The following is a 19,638-nucleotide window of genomic DNA, read 5'->3' as shown; positions in this document are numbered from 1 at the left end:
CCGGTGGCGGTCACTCGCGCAGCGCGGCCGCATCACTGGTCGTCGATCCGCAAGGTGTAGCCGAGGCCGCGCACGGTATGCAGCAGCCGCGGTCCGTGTGCCTCGAGCTTGCGTCGAACCGCACTGACATTGACCTCGACGAGGTTGGCGTCGTAGTCCTCGTATCCCCATACGGCGGTGAGGATTTGGGTTTTGGTGCGTACTCGATCGCGGTGTGCGGCGAGATAGCCGAGCAGCTTGAACTCGGTGCGGGTCAGTGCGATGGTCGCGCCGCCACGGTGCACCGCACCGGATTCCAGGTCGATGACGAGATCGCCGATCGTGGTCGTGGTCTGCAGTCGGCCCATCCGCCGCAGCAGCGCATCGACCCGGGCCACCAGCTCGGCCAGGTCGAACGGCTTGACCACATAGTCGTCCGAGCCCGCGCGCAGCCCGCGCAGCCGGTCCTCGATACCGTCGCGGGCGGTCAGGATCACGACACCGGCGGCCGATCTGGCGCGCACGGTGTCGAGCAGCGTGAATCCATCGCGTCCTGGCAGCATGAGGTCGAGCACGACCACGTCCGGGCGGAACTGCGCGAGATCGCGCTCCAAATGTAGGCCGCACTCGCGGCTGAGCACCTCGTGTCCGGCCGTGGTCAGTCCCGATCCCACCGCGACCCGGATGGCCTCGGCGTCTTCGATGACAAGTATTCGGCCCGACTGCACAGCTGCCATTGTCGCGCCTGGAAGCTGAAGATCGCCTGAAAGGTCGCGAAGACCGCCCGATGACGCCTTGGCCCGGCGCGATACTCGGACCATGGGGAGCCAATCGCCGCAGTGGATGCGCACCGCGCGCGTGCTTCGCCGGGCCGGATTCGGTGCGACCGGCGCCGAGATCGATGCCGCGCGAGCCCAGCAGCCCGCCGACTATCTGCGAGCGGCATTGACGGCCGATCCGGACGCTGATGCGGGTGCGCGGGCGACGCCGCTGCCGGTGTTCGCCGAGACCGCCGAACCGGATAAGAACGCGACGGCTGAGCTGCGCCGACGGTACAACGGTGAACGCAACAACGACCTGTCGATGTTGACCGCGTGGTGGTTACGGCGCATGGTCGCCGTACATCAGCCGATCCATGAGAAGCTGACCTTGTTGTGGCACAACCACTTCGCGACATCGGCGGCCAAGGTTCGCGACGCGGCCACCATGGCCGCGCAGAATCAGCGGCTGCGCACGCTCGGCACCGGCGATTTCGGCGCGCTGGCCTACGCGATGCTCACCGACGCGGCTATGCTCAAATGGCTTGACGGAACGAGTAATTCGGCGAAGGCGCCCAACGAGAATCTGTCGCGCGAGTTCCTGGAACTGTTCGCGCTCGGGCACGGCAGCGGCTACACCGAGACCGATGTGCGCGAGGGCGCTCGCGCGCTGACCGGGTGGACGATCGAGGGCAGCGGTGTCGCCACCCTGAATTCTCGACGGCACGATCACGGCAGCAAAACCCTGCTCGGGGTGATAGGTCCGCTCGGCGCCCGCGAATTCTGCGATATCGTGCTCGGCCGGCCCGAGTCGGCGCGCTATGTGGCCGGGCGGATGTGGCAGCAGCTCGGCTCCGACACACCGCCCGTGCAACCCGCGATAGATCGTGCCGTGGCCGCCTACGGACCGAACCGCGACGTCGCCGCGATGGTGTGCGCGATCCTCACCGACGACGAATTCACCACCAGGGCTGGCACAATCGTGCACGGCCCGGTCGAATGGCTGATCGGCACGGTGCGGGCACTGTCGGTGCCGATGGACAACGACGCGGACGTCGCGAAACTGGCGGGGGTGCTGCGCAATCTCGGACAGCTGCCGTTCTACCCGCCGTCCGTCGGTGGCTGGCCGCACGGCCAGGCGTGGATGTCGACGGCCGCGGCGCAGACTCGGCTCACCGCGGCCGCTGAGATCGCGAAAAGGGCGGACCTGAGCGGGATTTCGTCCGCCGCGCCGGGCGATCGTGTCGATGCCGTCGGCTATCAGCTCGGCATCGGCGCCTGGTCGGACCGCAGCGCCGCGGTGCTCGCGACGGTGCGCGACGATCCCGTCCGGCTCGCCACGATCGCGGTGAACACGCCCGAGTATTTGACCAGCTGAGCGGAAAGCGTCGAATGATGGCTCGATTCAATCGGAGACAGTTCCTTGTGGGCAGCAGCGTGCTCGGGGCGCTCGGGCTGGCCGGTGGCTCGGTGATCACCTGGGATGACATACGCCGCCACGCCGTCGCAACACCGCTGGCGCCGAGCACCGGAATCCTGGTTTTGGTGACGATGTACGGCGGCAACGACGGCATCAACACCGTAATTCCGTACGCGGACAACGCTTATCACGACGCACGACCGGAGCTGTCGTATCAGCCGCAAGAGGTGCTGCACCTGGACGGGCAGCTCGGACTGAATCCGGCGATGACCGGCTTCGCGGAGCTGTGGGGCCGCCACCACCTCGCGATCGTGCGCGGAGTCGGCTACCCGCAACCGGATCACAGCCACTTCCGCTCGATGGACATCTGGCAGACGGCCGCGCCGGATCACCCGATCAACACCGGATGGATCGGGCGCTGGCTCGACGCGACCGGCGACGATCCGGTGCGCGCGGTGAACATCGGCCCGGTCTTGCCGCAGCTGGTGCTGGGGGAGAAGCACACCGCGGCCGCACTGGATCCTGCCTCGGTTCCGCTGTCACCGGAGCTGTCCGCAGCCGTGGCCGGGCTCGCCGCCGGTGATCCGCGCGACAGTGTTGCCGAAACGCTCGTCTGCGCGGGCTATCAAGCTGAACAGGCTGTGACGCAAAGGTTTTCCGGGATCGGCGGGAAACCCGGCAAACCGAGTGGCAATCCGCTCGCAGCCCAACTAACACTCGTCGGACAGTGCATCAAAGCCGGTGCGCCCACCCAGGTGTATTCGGTGAGCCTGGGCGGATTCGACACGCACGCCGATGAACGCCGCACCCAGCAGCAACTGCTCGGACGGCTCGACAGCGCGGTATCGGGCTTCTTGACAGACATGGCAGGCCATCCTCGCGGCCACGACGTAGTCCTCATGGCCTACAGCGAGTTCGGCCGTCGCGTCGCCGCCAACGCTTCCCAGGGCACCGACCACGGCACGGCCGGGCCGGTATTCGTGGCGGGAGCGCGGGTCAAGGGTGGCTTCTATGGTGACGAACCCAGCCTCACCGACCTAGACAACGGTGATCTGAAGTCCACCGTCGACTTCCGTGACATCTACTCCGAACTGTTGCACCGCGTCGTCGCGACCGACCCCGGTCCCGCTGTCGGGACCGCTCGCCACGAGCTCGGTGTGATCGCCGGGTGACCCCTCAGCGCTCGGCCAGCTGTCGTGACGCAGTAACCGGTGCTGTTCGCGGCCGCCGCTGACCGGATGTGTGCCAAGGTGGCTTGGGTGTTCAGTATGCGAACAGCGAGGGTGCGGTGGCGGCCGGAATCAGGGCGACTGGTGACGGTGATGGCCGTCGGTTTCGGGTTGACCGTGGTGATCACCAGGCTGTATCTGATGGCGTCGGGATATCCGAAGATCGGTGGCAGCACCTATCACATCGCACACGCGCTGTTCGGCGGCGTGCTCCTGGTGATCGCCGTGCTGACCCTGCTGCTCTCGGCCGGACGAACCGCGTTGCACACCGCGGCCGTGCTGGCCGGAATCGGGCTGGGGCTGTTCATCGATGAGGTCGGCAAATTCATCACCACCGACAACGACTACTTCTTCCCGCTGGCGGCGCCGATCATCTACCTCGCCTTCGTGCTGATCGTGCTGATCGCCCGGTACGCCGCCCGCGCCCGGGTCCGGGCGCCGGTGCTGGTCGTGGCCGATATCACCGAGCAGGTCGGACAGCAGATCGGGGCGCGGCTGAGCCGGCAGCGGCGCGACGACCTGCTCGCGCAGCTGCAACACCTGGACCGCAGCCCGCTCGGGCCCGACGTGATCGAACTCTGCGACGCGTTGGGCGACTATCTCAACACTGCGCACGATGACGACCGACCCACGCTGTCCACCCGAATCGCCCGCACCGCAACTCGTGTCGAGGCCGCGGTCCTACCGTTGCCGGTGCTGCGGATCGTGCTGATGGTGGTGATGATCGGTCATGCGGTGTGGACACTGATGCACCTGTTGCTGGCCGGTGTGGTGGTCTACGGATGGCGGCTGCCGTGGAACCAACTGGACAGGATGCTCGATGTATCCCAGCATCACGGGTGGAAGTCCCTGGTGGGACTCGCGATCGCCGCCGGTGCGGAGCTGCTGGTCGGCATCGGTTACGCGGTCGGATCCGTGGCGTGGCTGCGGGGGCGCGACGAGCTCGCCGTGCGGCTGGGCATCTGGTCGAGCATCGTCTCCTTGGCCGTCGTCAACGTGCTCGCGAGCTACTTCAGCCAGTTCCTCACGGTGTTCACCGCGATCGCTGAGGCTGTTCTGCTATGGCTGTTGATCCGCTACCGCACGCGCGAGCGTTTCGCGTGATCGCGTTTCGTGCCGGCCTGGCGTCGGTGGCGGCACCTAGCGAGGTGCCTAACGGGGCCGATCATGGGTGGCCGGCTTCGCCGATGTCAAGTGCGCATCGGAAACAGTGATGTCAGAGGTGCCGACGGCCGCGTCCGGCAGTGCGAGATCGGGCCGGGCAACGAAAATGGTTGAGCTGCAAAGATTCCGCGAGTTTGCGGCGAACCGACTGGCCTCGACTTGACTTTCGGTGGTTACCGGCACAGCATTACCGGGTCAGCACCTCGCTAGGCGAGGCTCCTGTTCGAACACAGGCCACTGATCCGACGACGTCGAGAGACGCCCAGGGTTAGGACAGATCTCCCCGGATTAAGGGGCGATCCAAAGTGGCTTCCCCGTCCCGGGGATACGTCGTTCAGTGCCGAAGCTCTGACGAGAGGGGTGCCTACCACGTCATTTGCGGCGTTGGTTCTCCCCTTGGGTTCGCGTGGCCTGACACGATCGGTAGCGACGCCCGCGTGCGTCTTTGCGGCAAGGAGGTGAAGGGACGAATGAAGTCCGGCGATAGTCCGTATCCGAGTACGGATTCGACATCCCTTACGTTCCCAGCTTGCTGCGGCTCGACTACTGCCTGACCCCGGACCTTCCATCGGCACGCCCGGCGATCGATTCGCCGTATGAGGGGGCCGATGTGCGGCTTCGGTGTCTTTGTGGTGCCCGAAATCGGTTGTAGCGGCTGGACTTTCCCCAAAGGAGGTCGCCATGGCGATCGTTGTGATGCCCCGCGACTATCGAACCCCTCAACTACCCCGGCTGCTGTCGGCCCTGGGTGATTCGGCCCGGCGATTCTGGGCCCGGCGCAAGATGACCCCGCAAGAACGGGCATACCTGCACGCCGGTCACACCCCACCGGCAATCTTCACCGCCGCGCTGGGCAGCCACCCCTACCTCCGGTAGCCGCTCTCGATTGCGTCACACTCCTTACTTTCCATCACTGCTGTTGTGCGACAACACGTTTCAGAAAGCGAGGGAATGGCAATGGCCTTCTTCTCGAACGGCGGCACCCGCCGGACCGGCACCGTGACCGCGGCGCCCTCGAATGCCGCACCGGCGGCGTTGGATTCGGCGCATGCCGGTGACATCGTCGGCGCTCTGGGCACCATCGGCCAGCACGACACCACCGAGGGGCGAAGCCGCTGGCAGCGGTTCCGGATGCTGCTGGCGATCATGGGTCCTGGCCTGATCGTCATGGTCGGTGACAACGACGCGGGCGGCGTGGCCACCTACGCCCAGGCCGGTCAGAACTACGGTATGGCGCTGGTGTGGACGCTGCTGCTGCTGATCCCGGTGCTGTATGTCAACCAGGAGATGGTGGTGCGCCTGGGCGCTGTCGCCGGAGTCGGGCACGCCCGGCTGATCTTCGCGCGTTTCGGCAAGTTCTGGGGCTCGTTCAGCGTGGGTGATCTGTTCATCGTCAACGCACTCACCCTGGTGACCGAATTCATCGGTGTCGCTATGGCATTGGGCTACTTCGGGCTGCCGAAACCGATCGCGGTACCGCTGGCCGCGGTGCTGCTGTTCGCGGTCGTCGCGGGCGGATCGTTCCGCCGCTGGGAGCGGTTCCTGTTCGCGTTGATCGCGGCCAACATCGTGATGTTCCCGCTGGCGTTCATGGTGCGCCCGAGTGTGTCCGAGACCGCGAAGGGCATCATTCCGTCGTTCCCCGGTGGCCTGAATTCGACGCTGCTGCTGCTGATCGTGGCCATCGTCGGCACCACCGTCGCACCCTGGCAGCTGTTCTTTCAGCAGTCCAATGTCGTCGACAAGCGCATTACCCCGCGTTGGATCCGTTACGAGCGTGTCGATCTGGTGATCGGCATCGTCGTGGTCATGCTCGGCGCGGTCGCGATCATGGCCGCCGCCGCGTTCGGACTGGCCGGTGCTGATCTCGGCAACTTCACCGACGCGGGCGCGGTCGCACACGGCCTGTCGGCCAACATGGGCCAGGGGGTCGGCGCGCTGTTCGCGATCCTGCTGCTCGACGCCTCGCTGATCGGAGCCAACGCGGTCGGTCTTGCCACCACCTACACCCTGGGTGACACCCTCGGTAAGCGGCATTCGCTGCATTGGAAGATCTCCGAGGCGCCGATGTTCTACCTCGGCTATGCGGCATTGCTCGGCGTCGCTGGCGCCATTTCGTTCAGCCCCGACAATGTACTCGGACTGCTCACCCAGGGCGTGCAAGCGCTGGCCGGGGTGCTGCTGCCCTCGGCGACGGTGTTCCTGGTGCTGCTGTGCAACGACAAGGCCGTCCTCGGTCCGTGGGTGAACACCACCCGGCAGAACATCGTCGCCGGTGTCATCGTGTGGTCACTGGTACTGCTCTCCCTGGCACTGACCGCGGCGACGTTCTTCCCCGACTTGTCCACCGCCACACTGGAAATCGGCTTCGGAGTGGGTGCCGCCGTCGGTGTGCTCGGCGGTGTCGGTATTGTGTACACCCGTCGGCGCGCGCAGCGTTGGGCAACCGAACAGACCGCCGCGGAACTGGGCGGCCTCGACCCGGACGAGGTCGAGGAGATCGACTCGGTCGAACTCACCCGCGCCGAGCGCACACTGATCCGCACGCACGACCGCGACGCCTGGCGCACCCCCGCACTCGACACCCTGGAACGCCCGGCGTTCTCGCCACTGCGCATGGCCGGAATGCTCGCCCTACGCGGTTACCTGCTGGTCGCCGTCGTCCTCGTCGGCGTGAAGATCGTCCAGGCGATCACCGGCTGAAACATCCCTGATGGCATGACCGGCGGGATTCGTGCACCCGCCGGTCATTGCGGGACGGGTTCAGCGTTGGTGGAGTTCGACTGCCGCCCGGACGGCGCTTTCCAGCGCGCCTTCGATCCAGGCGGGTTTGAGGCTGGTGTGATCTCCGGCGAAATGTAGCCGGCCTTCGATCGAGCTGGTCGCCGCGTGATGCTCGTGTAGCTGGCCTGGCGTGGGAATCACCGCCTCGCCCAGGGCATACCGGGCGCGCTGCCAACTCTGCGACAGGCCGATGCCGGTGAATTCGGTATCGACCACTGGGCCGAACATGTCCCGCATGCCCGCGAGCGCGAAGTGGACGCGTTCGCTGTCGGTGAGCGAATCCCAGCGCATGGCGTCGTCGGACCAGGTGTATGCGGCCAGTACGACGCCGCCATCGGAACCGGTTGTGTGCGAGGGGAAGTAGGTGAAGCGGTTCGCGGTATCGGAGACGCAGCCGCCACCACGGAAACCGTTCGGGCCTTGCTCCCAGAAGCGATTGCGGAATTCGAGCAGCACTTTGGTGGCCGCATCGTGATGCATCTCGACGATCGCGCGACGCTTGGGATAGGACAGGATCGGCTCGAAGGTGCAGAATCGTATGGAGGTCAACGGAATCGCGATGATCGCGTAGTCGGCGTCGAAGGTTTGGACCGGTTCGCAGGGCGCGCCGTCGGTCGATTCGTTGCCGGTTTCGGCGGTGGTCCAGATCCGCACCCCGCGATCGGTCTGTTCGACTCGGGTCATCCGCCTGCCGTGTTGAATCGCCGGACCCAGCCTGCGGGTCAGCGCATCGGTGAGGCTCGCGGTGCCACCTTCCAGCTCCCAGTACGTCGCGTCGGGCCGGATCAGGGCATGGTCGACCATGGCCGAGACGACACCGTAGTGCAGACGGGAGGTCAGGTTCTCCAGCGTGCCGACCGCCTCGATCTGCGGCAGCGTCCAGCCTTGCGCCATCAGGTACCGATGCAGCGAATAGTCCTCATATTTGTTGAAAACATTTGTCCAGCCGTCGATCTGGCGCTCGATGGACTGATCGGCGGACACCTGGGTGCGGCTCATGGCTTGGTCGAGCAGGATGCGGGCCGGTGTGGCGAGATCCGCCCCGAACCCACGGTGCACGGCACTCGGATCGCGGGCATAGCCGGCTCGGTCGACTACCGTCCCGTTGACCTTGATCATTGTTCGACCGGCCGGCGCGGGGTGAACCTGCGGTGCGCCCGCCGGGCCGTTCGACCATTGCGCACCGGTGAAGGACCGATAAACCACGGGCTCGGGCTCCGCGGATCGCGCGTCGGGCCGGACATCGACATTGTGGAACTGCCGTCGCCGCACACCCAGCTTGTCCGACAACGCCAGCACCATCGGGTGCGCACTGGGCAGGCGCATCGCGCCCGCTTCGGCATAGAGGGCGGGATCGGAAAACACGCCACGGAAGGTTTTGACCCGGCCACCCGTGCGATTACCGTTGGCTTCGAGCACGGTGACTTGATGTCCGGCATCGGCGAGCAGATTCGCCGCGGTCAGTCCGGCCGGCCCGGCACCGACTACGAGTACCCGTTTGGGCGCGGAAGTCTTCGGCAGACCGGTATCGATGAGGGTCTTCAGCTGCGCGAGTTTCAGATCGTTACCGCCGGCGTCGACCTGCAACATCTCACGCGCCAACTCCAGGCTTCGCTCCCGAGAACGTTCGGCCTCGATATTCGTCGACGGCGCCCCACACGAGCTGACCGCCGCAGATCCGGCGACGCCTACCGCACCTGCCGCCAGTGCGGTCCTCAGGAGTGCGCGACGCTCGATCCCACTGTCCGACATGCCTGATCCTCCGTTCCGAGGGACGGTCGATCCACTGCAATGGTGCGGGCCACACGCTAGCAAAGACAGACCGGTTTATTCGATGGCGGCGAGGTTGTCGGGCGATTCATCTCGATAACCTGTCTCGCAGTCTTTGCTGACGGTTTTCTCGTGTAATAGTTGAATTGTCATCAGCAGTTGCGTTAACTGTGAGACGCACCATCGAATTATCGGTCTTGGCTCGATCGACAAGATGACGACGATCAGATGGAGGCAAGAATGGACGCTGTCGTGCGGCGCGGCATGATCGCCGCTGAACCGCTCGGCCCGGGGTGTATGGCCTGGAGGTTGGCGGCCGATCGGACCGTAGTCCTGCAAGGCGCGGCGAGTCTGCTGATGCAGACCGCGCATCCGATCATCGCCGCGGCGGTACTGGATCATTCGACGCCTGGCGCCGATTTGGTCGGCCGGTTGAACCGGACCATCGAATCGATCTGGCGGCTCATCTACGGCGGGCAGACAGCCCTCGACGAATCGCAACGACTGTTCGAGATGCACAAGGCGATGAAAGGTATCGACGCCGACGGCAACCGCTACCACGCGTTGCGTCCGGAGGCCTACGCGTGGGTGCTGGCAACCTTATTCGACGGGTTGTGCCGCTATCGCGTGGCGATAAACGCGCCGATCCCCGAACCCGATCGAGAGCGGTTGTATCAGGATTGGCGCCAACTAGGCGGGGTGCTGGGACTGCGGCCCTCGCATATGCCGGCCGACCTCGCCGAATTCGAGGTGTACTACGAAACGATGATCGCCGAGCGGCTGCACACCGGCCGCGTATTCCACACGATGTTCAAATCGCTGATCCTCAACTACATGACGGCCTCGCCGGTGCCGCACCTGCCCGACCGTGTCTGGAATCAGGTGCGCCCGCCTGCCGGGTCGTTGGTGCGGCTGTTCGCGGTCGGCCTGTTGCGACCCAGCGCACGGGAGTCGTTCGATCTGACGTGGACGCACAAAGACCAGCGACGCCTCAACAGAGTCGGGACCGGTATCCGTACCGTCAACGCGGTATTGCCCGCACGGGTCCGCCACAGCGGCCTCGCCGCAGCCGCGCTGCGCTCGGACAACGGGAACAGCGACGACTAGGACTGTTGGTCAACAGCGGGGCCTCTTCCGTGTTCCCCTGGTCCTCGGCGACCAGGTGGGTTGACAAGCTGGCGGGCTGTCATAACAGTGGTGGCGGCTTCACGCGTCGTGGATGCCGTTCCGTCGCAATCAGATCGAGGATTAGATGAACCTTCGCAGGCTCGTTGTTCTCGCCGCTGTAGGGCCTATGCTCCTCGCGGCACCAGCCGCGCTGGCCGACCCCGTCACCGGTTCTTCGGGGACCGGCTCGTCGGCGGTGGACTCGGGTTCTGCCGCGGTCGGGTCGGCCGGGATCAATCAAACCGGTTCGGCATCAGGTGCGTTCGACACCTGCGATCAGGCTCGCGCCGCGGGGCGTGCGCCGTTGTTCCGCGGTGAACCCGGCTACAGTCCGCGCCTGGATCCCGACGACTCCGGGATGGCCTGCCCGACAGTCTGACCTCGAGACGCCGAGTAGGAAGGGCCTCGTTCGGCGTCAATTCCCGGGCAGCAACGGGCCACACGGGCGTAGCCTGAGGGCCATGAGGGCTGTGCTCATCGGTTTAGGTTTGGCCGCAGTACTTTTCATTACCAGTGCCCCGGCTGGGGCGAGTATCCCGATCGGTCCAGGGCCGTCGGGGCACTACCGGGTGGAGCCCCAGCCGCAGGGCTGCCACTACCGCACCGCCGCCGACGGAGCCACACTGCCCGACCCGGCCTGCACCCCTGGAGCACTCAATCCCCGTGCTACGCAAGAGACCTTGACGACGACGATCTGTAAATCGGGGTACACCACATCGATTCGCCCTCCGGCATCGATCACCGAACCGGAGAAGAAGGACAGCGCTCGGGGCTATAGCTACACCGGGTCGCTGGCCGACGCCGAATTCGATCATCTGGTGCCGCTCGAGCTCGGCGGCGACCCGAACGATCCGCGCAATCTGTGGATCGAGCCGGGGCGCTCGACCAATCCCAAGGATCGCGTGGAAAACACCTTGCACGAGCGGGTCTGCTCCGGTGCGGTCGCCCTGGCCAAGGCCCAAGAGGCAATCGCCACCGACTGGACCACCGCCCTGCAGGTAGCACAGTGACCGCCGGTTGCCGCTGAGCGTTACCGGCCGCTGGCCGGTCATCGCCCAGATCCTGGGCGTGCGCGTGGTCGTACAGTGGGAACCGAAGGCGTCGACAGGGAGGCCCGGAGTTGTCCGCATTAGTGAAGGGGCAGAACGGTCCCCTGCCCGTCAATGACGTGGTGGTCTCGATCAAATTCAGTGCGGCTGCGGATCTGTCGGCCCTGCTGGTGACCGAGGCGAGCAAGGTCCGCTCCGACGCTGATTTCGTCTTCTTCAACCAGCCGAGCGGGCCCGGGGTGCAGCTGCGGCCGGCACCGCCCGGTCAGCCTGCGGCGCTGCAGGTTTCACTCAACAAGATACCCGGCGATATCGCCCAGATTCGTGCGGTGATCACGCTGGACGATGCCTCCAGCACATTCGGCCGGTACCCGGCGCCGACCGCGATCGTGTCGGACGCGAGCGGTAACCCGTTGTACGAGTACCGGATCGAGGGCCTCGACAGTGAGTCGGTCGTTATCGCCGTCGAACTCTATCGACGGCACAACGCTTGGAAGGTGCGTGCCGTCGGGCAGGGCTATGCCGGGGGATTCGCGGCACTGGTCACCGACCACGGCGTCAGTGTCGATGACGGCCCGCCGCCTCGGCCCGCGCCTAACGATGCCACTCAGCAGACACTCAACTATCGGCAATCGAATGTGTCGGGCTATCCGGCGCCGGTGAACTCACCGTCGCCGGTACTGGGTTACCCCGCTCAGGGATCGGGTTATCCGCCGCCGGTCACGCCGGGACCCGCGTATCCGCAGCCGGCCCGGCCCGACCCGCAGCAGCCCCGTGAGGTCACGCTGGCCAAGGGGCATCCGGTCAGTCTGGCGAAGGGCCAGCGGGTCACCCTGCGTAAGGACGGCGGAGTGGCGCTGAGTTTCATACGAATGGGTTTGGGATGGGATCCGGTGAAGAAGGGCGGATTGTTCGGTGGCCGGGCCATCAATGTCGACCTCGACGCGTCGGTCGTGCTGTTCGCCGGCGCGAATCCGGTCGACGCCGTCTACTACGGGCAGCTGACCTCCAAGGATGGCTCGATCCGCCACCAGGGTGACAATCTGACCGGTGCGGGCGAGGGCGACGACGAAGTGATTCTGGTCGACCTCACCCGCGTCCCGGCTCATGTCACGCTGCTGTTGTTCATCGTCACGTCCTACCAGGGACACACCTTCGCGCAGATCCAGAATGCGTTCTGCCGCTTGGTCGATAACTCGAACAACGCGGAACTGGCCCGGTACTCGTTGCGTGGGGGAGATATGGCGTTCACGGCGATGGCGATGGCCAAGGTCTTTCGCGTGGGCGATGACTGGAAGATGCAGGCCATCGGTGAGGGTTTTCACGCCAAACACCCCGGGCAGGCGATTCCCCAACTGGGTCGATTCGTCGCGACCAGGTGAACTGACCCACCGCCGGCACCCGGTCATGATCAGCGCTATTCGAAACCTGGCACGCGGGGTAGACCGGTGCCAAGGACAGGGCAAAGTGTATGCACGTCAAAAGGTTTCGTGAGGAGACTGTCCCGAGATCCAGCCTGGACACGAGGTGAATAACCGGGGATCAGGGCCCGGAATGCGTTCGGCAGCTACAGGTTTGGCTGTCCGAGCAGAACGGGGCGGCAGCCGAACGCCTGCGTCGGGCAAATACCTGACCGAGTTGCCTCCGGACCGGCGTTACGCTGAGGACCACATGCCACGGTGCTGCCGATATCGCAAGGCGCGGCAGCCCCGTCGGCCCGTCCGAGTTGTTCAGCAAGTGAAGGGAAATCGCAGGATGCTGTTGCCATCGACCGAGCGGGCGTTGTTGCACCGGGTCGCCGTCGAGCAAGCGGAGTACCGGGTGCCCTCGCTGATCGCCGCGGTGGTGCGGGACGGACAACTGGCGTGGTCGGGGGCCCGGGGCCGGGTCGACGGGAGCAGGCCGACCATCGACACGCAGTACCGCATCGGCTCGATCACCAAGTCGATGGTGGCCGTCGTGGTGCTGCGGTTGCGCGACGAGGGCAAACTCGACCTGGCCGATCCACTGGACAAGCACGTGCCCGGCGCACCACTGGGCGATCGGACTGTCGCCCAGCTGCTCTCGCACACCGCCGGCCTGCGCGCGGAGTCGCCCGGCGACTGGTGGGAGCGTACCGAGGGCGGTGACTGGGCCGAGCTCGCCGACAGCCTGGACACTGACGCGGGCAGCAAAGCGCTGTTGCATCGAGCGGGTCGGCGGTTCCACTATTCCAACCTCGGCTTCGCTGCGCTCGGCGAGTTGGTCGCCCAGCTGCGCGGCCAAAGTTGGTTCGCGGCACTGCGTTCCGAGGTGCTCGCCCCGCTCGGCATGGACCGCACCACAGTGCTGCCCGCCGCCCCGCACGCCACCGGCCGGGCGGTGCACCCGTGGGCGGACGTGACGCTGCCGGAGCCATCGCACGACAACGGGGCGATGGGCGCGGCAGGCCAGCTGTGGTCCACGGTCGCCGACCTGGCCCGCTGGACGGCGTTCGTCGGCGGTGACGGCGGCGGTGTGCTCGCCGCCGACACCTTGGCGGAGATGCGTGAGCCTGCCACGGTCCAGGATGGCGACGAGTGGCAGTCCGGGTACGGACTCGGCCTGCAGCTGCTGCGCCGCAAGGGCCGTCGGCTGGCCGGCCACACCGGCGCCATGCCCGGCTTCATCGCCACCGCCTGGGCCGACCCCAAGGACCGCACCGGCGTGCTGTTCCTGTCCAACACCACCTACGGTGGCATCCAGGGCAAACTGGGCGGCGCGCTGCTCGACATTCTGGCCGAGCACGAGCCGGCCATGCCCGAAGAATGGCTGCCCGCGGCCACCGTGGACCCAGAGTTGTTGGCGCTCACCGGAACTTGGTATTGGGGCACCGCCTCGATCGCGCTGCACCTGCGGGCCGATGGCCTGCTGGAGCTCAAGGCCCTCGCGCATGGCGGGCGGGAGTCCCGGTTCCGCCCTGAGGCCGACGGCTCTTGGACCGGACTCGATGGCTACTACGCCGGTGAGCGCATGGAGGTCGTGCGTGGCCCCGGCAATGCGGCACAGCGTCTCGAACTCGTGAGCTATGTGTTCACCCGCGCACCCTACGAACCGGCAGAACCCATTCCCGGTGGTGTCGACCCGGCGGGCTTCGGTCAACGGTGCTGACCTTTGAGTCCCCGCACCGGAGACCCGGTTCGAGGTGATCATCGCGTCAAGGCCTTCGCGCTGGCGGTGGTCTACACGGCACGGTGTGCGGGCCGATCGGCGCGTATCGGCTCGGTGGAGGTCGATGACTCGCGGCCGGTGGGATCCACGCCTGCGGGTGCGCTTGGCCCCGACCGCGAGGTGGCGGTACGTCGGATCGGTTCGCGCAGGCGGCCTCGGTTGCGGCGCATGACCGCGTGTGTGGTCGTCCGCGAGGATCGAGAACGTCCGGCCCTGGTACGTTTCGGCAAGATGCTCAACCACCTTTGCGCGTAATGCGTTAGGCGACAAGGAATTCCCCTGGTCAGCGGCGGTCGACCGGGAGGATTGCCGTCCGCGCCGGGGTCTGCGGAATGCCGATCGACTACCCTGGGCGCTGCACTGGAGATTGTCGGATGTGAGGAAGATTTATGGGAAGCGTTGTCCTCGACGTTGTCGCGTTGCTCGCCAATCGTGCGGCGATGTTCTGGAATTGGATGGCGACCGGGTCGTCCGGATTTCCACCGCTGTAATTTCGCGATGAACGGTTTGTTCGGCGAACGCCCTGGTCTCGCGGCCGGGGCGTTCGCGTATTCGCCGGGCTTGTCGCACTTTCCAGCGCGGGTGGGCTTCGGTGGCTACCGTGGTGAATCGACAGCGATTTGTCTGATTGTTAGGAAAATCGATGGGAAGCACTGCCCTCGACGTCGTCAACCTGATCATTCTGCGGGCCGCGGCCTTCTGGAACTGGATGTACACCGGTTCCGCCGGGTTCCCGCCACTCTGATCCGTCCGTCGCGGCCCGGCGGCTCCTGATCGCAGTCGGGTTGGGGGTTTTCCGCGTCCATCGGGGTATGTCCCCCGTATGTTGAGCACCGTGAAGACCGCTGGCACGACGCGCCGCACCCCTGGCTGGTTCGTACTCTGGATGGGGCTACTGACCGCCCTGATCGTGCTGTGCTGCCTAATCTTGTTCTGGCAGTTGGCCGCCGAAGGCACCTTCCCGATCAAGGTCATCCTGTGGGTGGCCATCGGCGTGCTCGGCGCGATCGCACTGCTCTTCGGCCTACTCGGCCTGTTCCGCTACCACTCCTTCTTCTACAGCCTCATCGCCCTGGTCGTGATCGGCGCCTTCGTCACCCTCGTCTGGCAGAACGTCCCCGAAACCACCGGCTGGAAACTCTCCCGCAACATCCTGCAAAACCAAGCCGCCGACTGCGCCAACCCCGGCCACCGCACCCGCCTGGGCGTCTACACCATCACCTACATCACCCGCCGAGACGGCGGCTGCCTCTTCTACACCGAAGGCGAAGAATCCAACTCCTCCCGCGGCTTCGCCTACTTCCCCGACGCCGCCCCGCCCTACATCGGCACCCCGACCTCCGGCATCGGCTACGAACCCTTCCAAGGCAACTGGTACCGCTTCACCGAAGAGTCCTGACCAACCGCGCCATCCACAATCGCCCCGCCCACTTGACGCAAGTTGCATGCTCTTGACTGATGCTGCAACTTGCGTCAAGAGCGTGGTTTGTATGTCAAGTGGCCACCCGGGAGTGTCCGATTAACGGTGGATCTGCCCTGGCATCGGCTAGTTACTACTCGGGGTGATGCGGCCTCAGGTGACGCTGGCGCTTCTTGACGATCTGCGGATCGAACGAAGCATCGGTGTCGCGTGGCACCTCGATCTGCACCGGCCCGATCTCGGTGAGCACCGTCTTGGACCGTGTGCCGTTGCGAGAATTCCCGCCCGTTCGCCTGGCCGCATCGTGCTTGTCATAGCCCAGGTGCTCGCTCATCTCGTCCTCGAGGGCGAGCTCGAGCACGTTCTTGGTCAACCCGTTGAGCAGCCCGTCCGGGCCGATCAACTACGACTTTCTCGGCCTTGGCCTTGGCCTGGGCCGCCAGCTGCTCGGCCAGCGCCCGCTGATCCTCGATAGCTGTCATGGGATCCAGTGTTTCGCTCATCATCGATCCTTCCCGCCAAGCAACGCTCGGCGTGTCAGACCAAGATCAAATCCACCGTTTTTCGGACACTCCCCGCCGACTTGACGCAAGTTGCATGCTCTTGACTGATGCTGCAACTTGCGTCAAGAGCGTGGTTTGTACGTCAAGTGGGCCGCTCGGCTTGCCGGGGGGCGGTTCAAAGTGTGGGGTGTTCACATGTTGGCAGGTGGGGGTGGTTTTTGGTGGGAGGGCGGGGTGGGATGGGGGGATGGGGTCATTGATCTTTCGGAAGGATGTTCGGCGGGAAGGGGTTTCGGATGGGGAGTTGCGGGCCGGGCGGCGGCGCGGGGAGTTGGCGCGGGTTCAGCGAGGGGTTTACGTCGAGCGGGTGGAACTTGAACGGCTGGATGCCGGGGCGCGGCATGGCTTAGCTGTGCGGGCTGCTGTCAGTGGGCTCGGCGGGGACGTCGTGGTGAGTCATCAGTCGGCGGCGGTCGTGCTGGGGTTGCCGGTGTGGAATGTGGAATTGGGGCGAGTGCACGTGACTACTTGCCGGCGCGGGCGTGCGCGCAGAGCGAACCATGTTCATGTGCACAGTTCGCCGTTCGATGAAACCGAGTTGACGATTGTCGACGGTATGCGGGTGTTGTCGTCGGCCCGCACTGTGGCGGATCTGGCCCGGGCCTTGCCGTTCGAAGAAGCTGTCGTGGTCGGCGACGCTGCGATGCGCGAGTATCGGCTCACGACTGAAGACCTGCTGGCAGCCCTGGACCACTGGCCGCGCAGGCCCGGAGCGGCCAAGGCGAGAAGGGCGATCGCCTTCATGGACGCCCGCAGCGAAAGCCCCGGCGAATCACGCAGCCGAGTCCGCATGCACTGGGCGGGCCTCCCCAAACCAGAACTCCAACACGTGGTAACCGACGCCGCCACCAATTTCCTCGCCCGCGTAGATTTCGCCCTCCCCGAATTGGCCATAATCGGCGAATTCGACGGCCGAGCCAAATACGACCGCCTCCTCCGCCCCCACACCACCCCCGCCCAAGCGGTCTACGAAGAAAAACGCCGCGAAGACGCCATCCGAGCCCAAAACCTCCAAGTCCTCCGCTGGACCTGGCCCGACCTCCACCCCTTCCACCCCACCGCCACCCGCTGGCGTCACGCCATCAACCGAGCCAAGCACTTGACGTAGGAAGCATGCTCTTGACGCAGGTTGCAACCTACGTCAAGAACATGGAACGTACGTCAAGTGCGCTGTGGGAGTGGGGGTTTGGCGTTAGGCGACGAGGCGGCCGCCGTCTATGACGATGATTTCGCCGGAGATCCAGGAGCTGGTGGGTTCGGCTAGGCGGGTGATCCAGGGGGTTATGTCGGAGACTTCGCCTATGCGGCCGGTGGGGGCTCGGTCGGCGTAGCCGGAGCGCCAGGTGGTGACTGTTTCGTCGGAGAGGCCGCCGGTGGTGAGGATGGGGGTGCGGACGTTGCCGGGGGCTACGCCGTTGACGCGGATGCCCTTGGGGCCGAGTTCTACTGCCCAGCTGCGGATCAGGCTGTCTACGGCGGCTTTGCTTGCGGAGTAGACCGACTGTTCGGGGGAGGCGAGGCGGGCGGAGATGCTGGAGACCACGACGATGTTGCCGCCGGGGGAGCGGAGTAGGGGAAGTAGCTTGGCGGTCAACAGGATTGGGGCGAAGACGTTGACCTCGAACTGGTGGCGGACGTCGGCGGGGTCGAGGTCGTCGAGTGGGGTGAGGCCGAAGACGCCTGCGTTGTGGACGAGTACGTCGAGCGTGCCGCCGCGCGCTTGGACGGCTGCGGCGATCGCGTCGGTGCCTGCTTCGGTCGCGACGTCGGCGACCACCGGGATGACCGCGGGATGCAGTGCGGCGACCTCATCGAGTGGCTCGCTGCGGCGACCGGTGATGGTCACGCTGGCCGCACCCTGCTCGGCGAACGCGAGTGCCGCGGCCCGGCCGATGCCGGTCCCGCCGCCGGTGACGACAATATGCTGCTCCGCGAACGTCTTTTCGGACAATGCCGTGCCTCTCTGTCGTCGGCCGGCCATGCGTGCCGACCTTCGTTGTCGGCAACACGGCGAAATTGCCGCGCATTCCGAGAGCCCGATACGCCCTGGCCGGGGGCTGTCGAGGAGCAGGTGGATGCGGCGCCAGGTCCGGGAGAGCGTCCGGGTGGACGGCCACGTCGTGGTCGATCATGAACGAGCCCAGGCCGACCGGTGGGTCCTACGCGTTGAGTCGGACATGATTCGAGGCGTGTGGGTCGCCGCCTGAGGGCCTGGTCCAGCGGGGTTGGAATTCCCCCGTCGGCCGATGTGCTGGCACGAGGTGTGACGAAAGCCCGAATGAACGTACTTGTCGCGTACGCGCCCCGGCTCGACTCGCAACGTTTCGAACAAGTCGCCGGCGACCTGCGCGAACGCCTGTCGAAGCTGGCCAAGATCGAGCCGATCCGGTATCGACCGCAGGGTGGTGGTGATTATGACCGCAGCCTGCGGCTGGAGCCAGGCCTGGAATCCGTGGACGCGACGGGCTTCGGGCTGCACGTGAGCTGATCAGGGCAGGGGGGCGGCGCCGAGTTGGGTGAGTAGCATCCCCATCACTCCCGCCTCTTGTCCCTGAGCCTGGATCATCGAACGTGCGGTCTCCTTCACCGGGCCGGACGGCAGTAGTTCATCGGCGGCCTGCGCCATCGCGATCCCGCCCTGATGGTGCCGAAACATCAACTGCAGGAACAGGATTTCGGCGTCGCGGCCGTGTGCGGCGGAGAGGGCGTCGAGTTCGGCCATTGTCGCCATTCCGGGCATCATGTTGTCCGGCCGCTTCTTGTCCGACATCGCGACCGGTGCCGAATGCTGATGTGGCGCAGCATCGTCGGTGTGCATCCAGGCCATCGGATGGGTCGGCACCGGAGACGCGCCGGCCAGCCGCAGCCAGCCGAGCATGGTGCCGATCTCCAGCCGCTGTGTGTCGTCCAGCTGGTCGGCCAGGCGCACGACCACGGGATCGATGGTGCGGTCGAGGCGTTGCACCATGATCAGCGCTTGCTGATGGTGCGCGGTCATGTCCTGCACGAAGCCGATCTCGACGGAGTTGAGAATCGGTGCGGCCGTGTGTGTTTCCGGCAGCACGAGCGGTCGCAGCGCCGCGCCGAGCACTAGCAGGACGAAGGCGAGTGAGGTGAGCGCGGCGCCGCGGATCCAGCGTGGCATC

General features: G+C 65.8%; 18 protein-coding genes, 1 pseudogene and 1 riboswitch. Of the genes and pseudogenes, 14 read left to right on the top strand and 5 right to left on the bottom strand.

What is annotated here, in order from left to right; all coding sequences use genetic code 11:
- Positions 1-32: 32 nt before the first annotated feature.
- Entirely contained in the window at positions 33-716 is a 684-nt protein-coding gene (locus ACFWF1_RS25090; RefSeq protein ID WP_379289824.1) for a response regulator transcription factor, read from the bottom strand.
- A gap of 82 nt (positions 717-798) precedes the next feature.
- Here ACFWF1_RS25090 and ACFWF1_RS25085 point away from each other — a divergent pair, with 82 nt between their 5' ends.
- The 5 genes from ACFWF1_RS25085 to ACFWF1_RS25065 all read left to right on the top strand — a co-directional run bounded on the left by ACFWF1_RS25085 (position 799) and on the right by ACFWF1_RS25065 (position 7,253).
- Positions 799-2,115 carry a DUF1800 family protein gene (locus ACFWF1_RS25085; protein ID WP_379289823.1) on the top strand — a complete coding sequence of 439 codons (1,317 nt, stop codon included), beginning with the start codon at positions 799-801 and terminating at the stop codon, positions 2,113-2,115.
- Positions 2,116-2,132: 17 nt separating this feature from the next.
- Positions 2,133-3,329, top strand: a complete 1,197-nt coding sequence (locus tag ACFWF1_RS25080; protein ID WP_379289821.1) for a DUF1501 domain-containing protein — start codon at positions 2,133-2,135, stop codon at positions 3,327-3,329.
- Positions 3,330-3,425: 96 nt separating this feature from the next.
- The gene (locus tag ACFWF1_RS25075) at positions 3,426-4,490 is read left to right on the top strand and encodes a hypothetical protein (protein ID WP_379289820.1); all 1,065 of its coding nucleotides are present in this window, start codon (positions 3,426-3,428) and stop codon (positions 4,488-4,490) included.
- Between the two features lie 255 nt (positions 4,491-4,745).
- A riboswitch (M-box (ykoK) riboswitch) is annotated at positions 4,746-4,917 on the top strand.
- 314 nt (positions 4,918-5,231) lie between these two features.
- Entirely contained in the window at positions 5,232-5,426 is a 195-nt protein-coding gene (locus tag ACFWF1_RS25070; protein ID WP_379289818.1) for a hypothetical protein, read from the top strand.
- 81 nt (positions 5,427-5,507) lie between these two features.
- Complete coding sequence (locus tag ACFWF1_RS25065) at positions 5,508-7,253, top strand: NRAMP family divalent metal transporter (RefSeq protein ID WP_379289816.1); 1,746 nt, start codon at positions 5,508-5,510, stop codon at positions 7,251-7,253.
- Between the two features lie 60 nt (positions 7,254-7,313).
- On the opposite strand, the gene ACFWF1_RS25060 is transcribed toward ACFWF1_RS25065, so the two are convergent.
- On the bottom strand, positions 7,314-9,086 hold the full coding sequence (locus ACFWF1_RS25060) for a flavin monoamine oxidase family protein (RefSeq protein ID WP_379289814.1): 1,773 nt from the start codon (positions 9,084-9,086) through the stop codon (positions 7,314-7,316).
- A 258-nt stretch (positions 9,087-9,344) separates the two neighbouring features.
- Between ACFWF1_RS25060 and ACFWF1_RS25055 the strand changes: the two genes are divergently transcribed.
- The 6 genes from ACFWF1_RS25055 (at position 9,345) to ACFWF1_RS25030 (ending at position 15,908) form a co-directional block, all read left to right on the top strand.
- A complete protein-coding gene (locus ACFWF1_RS25055; protein WP_379289812.1) occupies positions 9,345-10,211 on the top strand; it encodes an oxygenase MpaB family protein in 867 nt (288 codons plus the stop codon).
- A 145-nt stretch (positions 10,212-10,356) separates the two neighbouring features.
- Complete coding sequence (locus ACFWF1_RS25050; RefSeq protein ID WP_379289810.1) at positions 10,357-10,650, top strand: excalibur calcium-binding domain-containing protein; 294 nt, start codon at positions 10,357-10,359, stop codon at positions 10,648-10,650.
- Between the two features lie 82 nt (positions 10,651-10,732).
- Positions 10,733-11,281, top strand: coding sequence for a hypothetical protein (locus ACFWF1_RS25045; protein WP_379289809.1), 549 nt, complete (start codon positions 10,733-10,735; stop codon positions 11,279-11,281).
- Positions 11,282-11,391: 110 nt separating this feature from the next.
- Positions 11,392-12,702, top strand: a complete 1,311-nt coding sequence (locus ACFWF1_RS25040; protein WP_379289808.1) for a TerD family protein — start codon at positions 11,392-11,394, stop codon at positions 12,700-12,702.
- A gap of 373 nt (positions 12,703-13,075) precedes the next feature.
- Positions 13,076-14,449: a serine hydrolase domain-containing protein gene (locus ACFWF1_RS25035; protein WP_379289806.1), complete on the top strand. Its 1,374-nt coding sequence runs from the start codon at positions 13,076-13,078 to the stop codon at positions 14,447-14,449.
- An 895-nt stretch (positions 14,450-15,344) separates the two neighbouring features.
- Entirely contained in the window at positions 15,345-15,908 is a 564-nt protein-coding gene (locus ACFWF1_RS25030; RefSeq protein ID WP_379289805.1) for a hypothetical protein, read from the top strand.
- Between the two features lie 175 nt (positions 15,909-16,083).
- On the opposite strand, the pseudogene ACFWF1_RS25025 reads toward ACFWF1_RS25030, so the two are convergent.
- Positions 16,084-16,432: pseudogene (locus ACFWF1_RS25025) on the bottom strand (transposase); the annotation flags it as partial.
- A 568-nt stretch (positions 16,433-17,000) separates the two neighbouring features.
- Between ACFWF1_RS25025 and ACFWF1_RS25020 the strand changes: the two are divergent.
- A complete protein-coding gene (locus tag ACFWF1_RS25020) occupies positions 17,001-17,600 on the top strand; it encodes a hypothetical protein (RefSeq protein ID WP_379289803.1) in 600 nt (199 codons plus the stop codon).
- An 84-nt stretch (positions 17,601-17,684) separates the two neighbouring features.
- On the opposite strand, the gene ACFWF1_RS25015 is transcribed toward ACFWF1_RS25020, so the two are convergent.
- Positions 17,685-18,443: an SDR family NAD(P)-dependent oxidoreductase gene (locus ACFWF1_RS25015; RefSeq protein WP_379322218.1), complete on the bottom strand. Its 759-nt coding sequence runs from the start codon at positions 18,441-18,443 to the stop codon at positions 17,685-17,687.
- A 124-nt stretch (positions 18,444-18,567) separates the two neighbouring features.
- Between ACFWF1_RS25015 and ACFWF1_RS25010 the strand changes: the two genes are divergently transcribed.
- Entirely contained in the window at positions 18,568-18,699 is a 132-nt protein-coding gene (locus ACFWF1_RS25010) for a hypothetical protein (RefSeq protein ID WP_379292222.1), read from the top strand.
- Positions 18,700-18,770: 71 nt separating this feature from the next.
- Positions 18,771-18,980 (top strand): hypothetical protein, encoded by a 210-nt coding sequence (locus ACFWF1_RS25005; RefSeq protein WP_379292221.1) that lies wholly within the window; start codon positions 18,771-18,773, stop codon positions 18,978-18,980.
- Here ACFWF1_RS25005 and ACFWF1_RS25000 read toward each other — a convergent pair whose 3' ends face one another.
- Complete coding sequence (locus ACFWF1_RS25000) at positions 18,981-19,637, bottom strand: DUF305 domain-containing protein (RefSeq protein WP_379292220.1); 657 nt, start codon at positions 19,635-19,637, stop codon at positions 18,981-18,983.
- Between the last annotated feature and the right edge of the window lies 1 nt (position 19,638).

The sequence above is a fragment of the Nocardia sp. NPDC060255 genome, from assembly GCF_042727395.1.
In the GTDB taxonomy this organism is placed as follows: Bacteria; Actinomycetota; Actinomycetes; order Mycobacteriales; family Mycobacteriaceae; genus Nocardia.
Note: the sequence above shows the minus strand (reverse complement) of the source record. Positions and strands in the feature narration are given on the sequence as shown.

What these genes read in the sequence shown, in the direction of transcription:
- ACFWF1_RS25035 (WP_379289806.1), top strand. Translation starts at nt 13,076, where the DNA reads ATGCTGTTGCCATCGACCGAGCGGGCGTTGTTGCACCGGGTCGCCGTC.
- ACFWF1_RS25010 (WP_379292222.1), top strand. Translation starts at nt 18,568, where the DNA reads ATGCGGCGCCAGGTCCGGGAGAGCGTCCGGGTGGACGGCCACGTCGTG.
- ACFWF1_RS25005 (WP_379292221.1), top strand. Translation starts at nt 18,771, where the DNA reads ATGAACGTACTTGTCGCGTACGCGCCCCGGCTCGACTCGCAACGTTTC.
- ACFWF1_RS25045 (WP_379289809.1), top strand. Translation starts at nt 10,733, where the DNA reads ATGAGGGCTGTGCTCATCGGTTTAGGTTTGGCCGCAGTACTTTTCATT.
- ACFWF1_RS25050 (WP_379289810.1), top strand. Translation starts at nt 10,357, where the DNA reads ATGAACCTTCGCAGGCTCGTTGTTCTCGCCGCTGTAGGGCCTATGCTC.
- ACFWF1_RS25085 (WP_379289823.1), top strand. Translation starts at nt 799, where the DNA reads ATGGGGAGCCAATCGCCGCAGTGGATGCGCACCGCGCGCGTGCTTCGC.
- ACFWF1_RS25055 (WP_379289812.1), top strand. Translation starts at nt 9,345, where the DNA reads ATGGACGCTGTCGTGCGGCGCGGCATGATCGCCGCTGAACCGCTCGGC.
- ACFWF1_RS25075 (WP_379289820.1), top strand. Translation starts at nt 3,426, where the DNA reads ATGCGAACAGCGAGGGTGCGGTGGCGGCCGGAATCAGGGCGACTGGTG.
- ACFWF1_RS25000 (WP_379292220.1), bottom strand. Translation starts at nt 19,637, where the DNA reads ATGCCACGCTGGATCCGCGGCGCCGCGCTCACCTCACTCGCCTTCGTC.
- ACFWF1_RS25070 (WP_379289818.1), top strand. Translation starts at nt 5,232, where the DNA reads ATGGCGATCGTTGTGATGCCCCGCGACTATCGAACCCCTCAACTACCC.
- ACFWF1_RS25080 (WP_379289821.1), top strand. Translation starts at nt 2,133, where the DNA reads ATGGCTCGATTCAATCGGAGACAGTTCCTTGTGGGCAGCAGCGTGCTC.
- ACFWF1_RS25060 (WP_379289814.1), bottom strand. Translation starts at nt 9,086, where the DNA reads ATGTCGGACAGTGGGATCGAGCGTCGCGCACTCCTGAGGACCGCACTG.
- ACFWF1_RS25065 (WP_379289816.1), top strand. Translation starts at nt 5,508, where the DNA reads ATGGCCTTCTTCTCGAACGGCGGCACCCGCCGGACCGGCACCGTGACC.
- ACFWF1_RS25090 (WP_379289824.1), bottom strand. Translation starts at nt 716, where the DNA reads ATGGCAGCTGTGCAGTCGGGCCGAATACTTGTCATCGAAGACGCCGAG.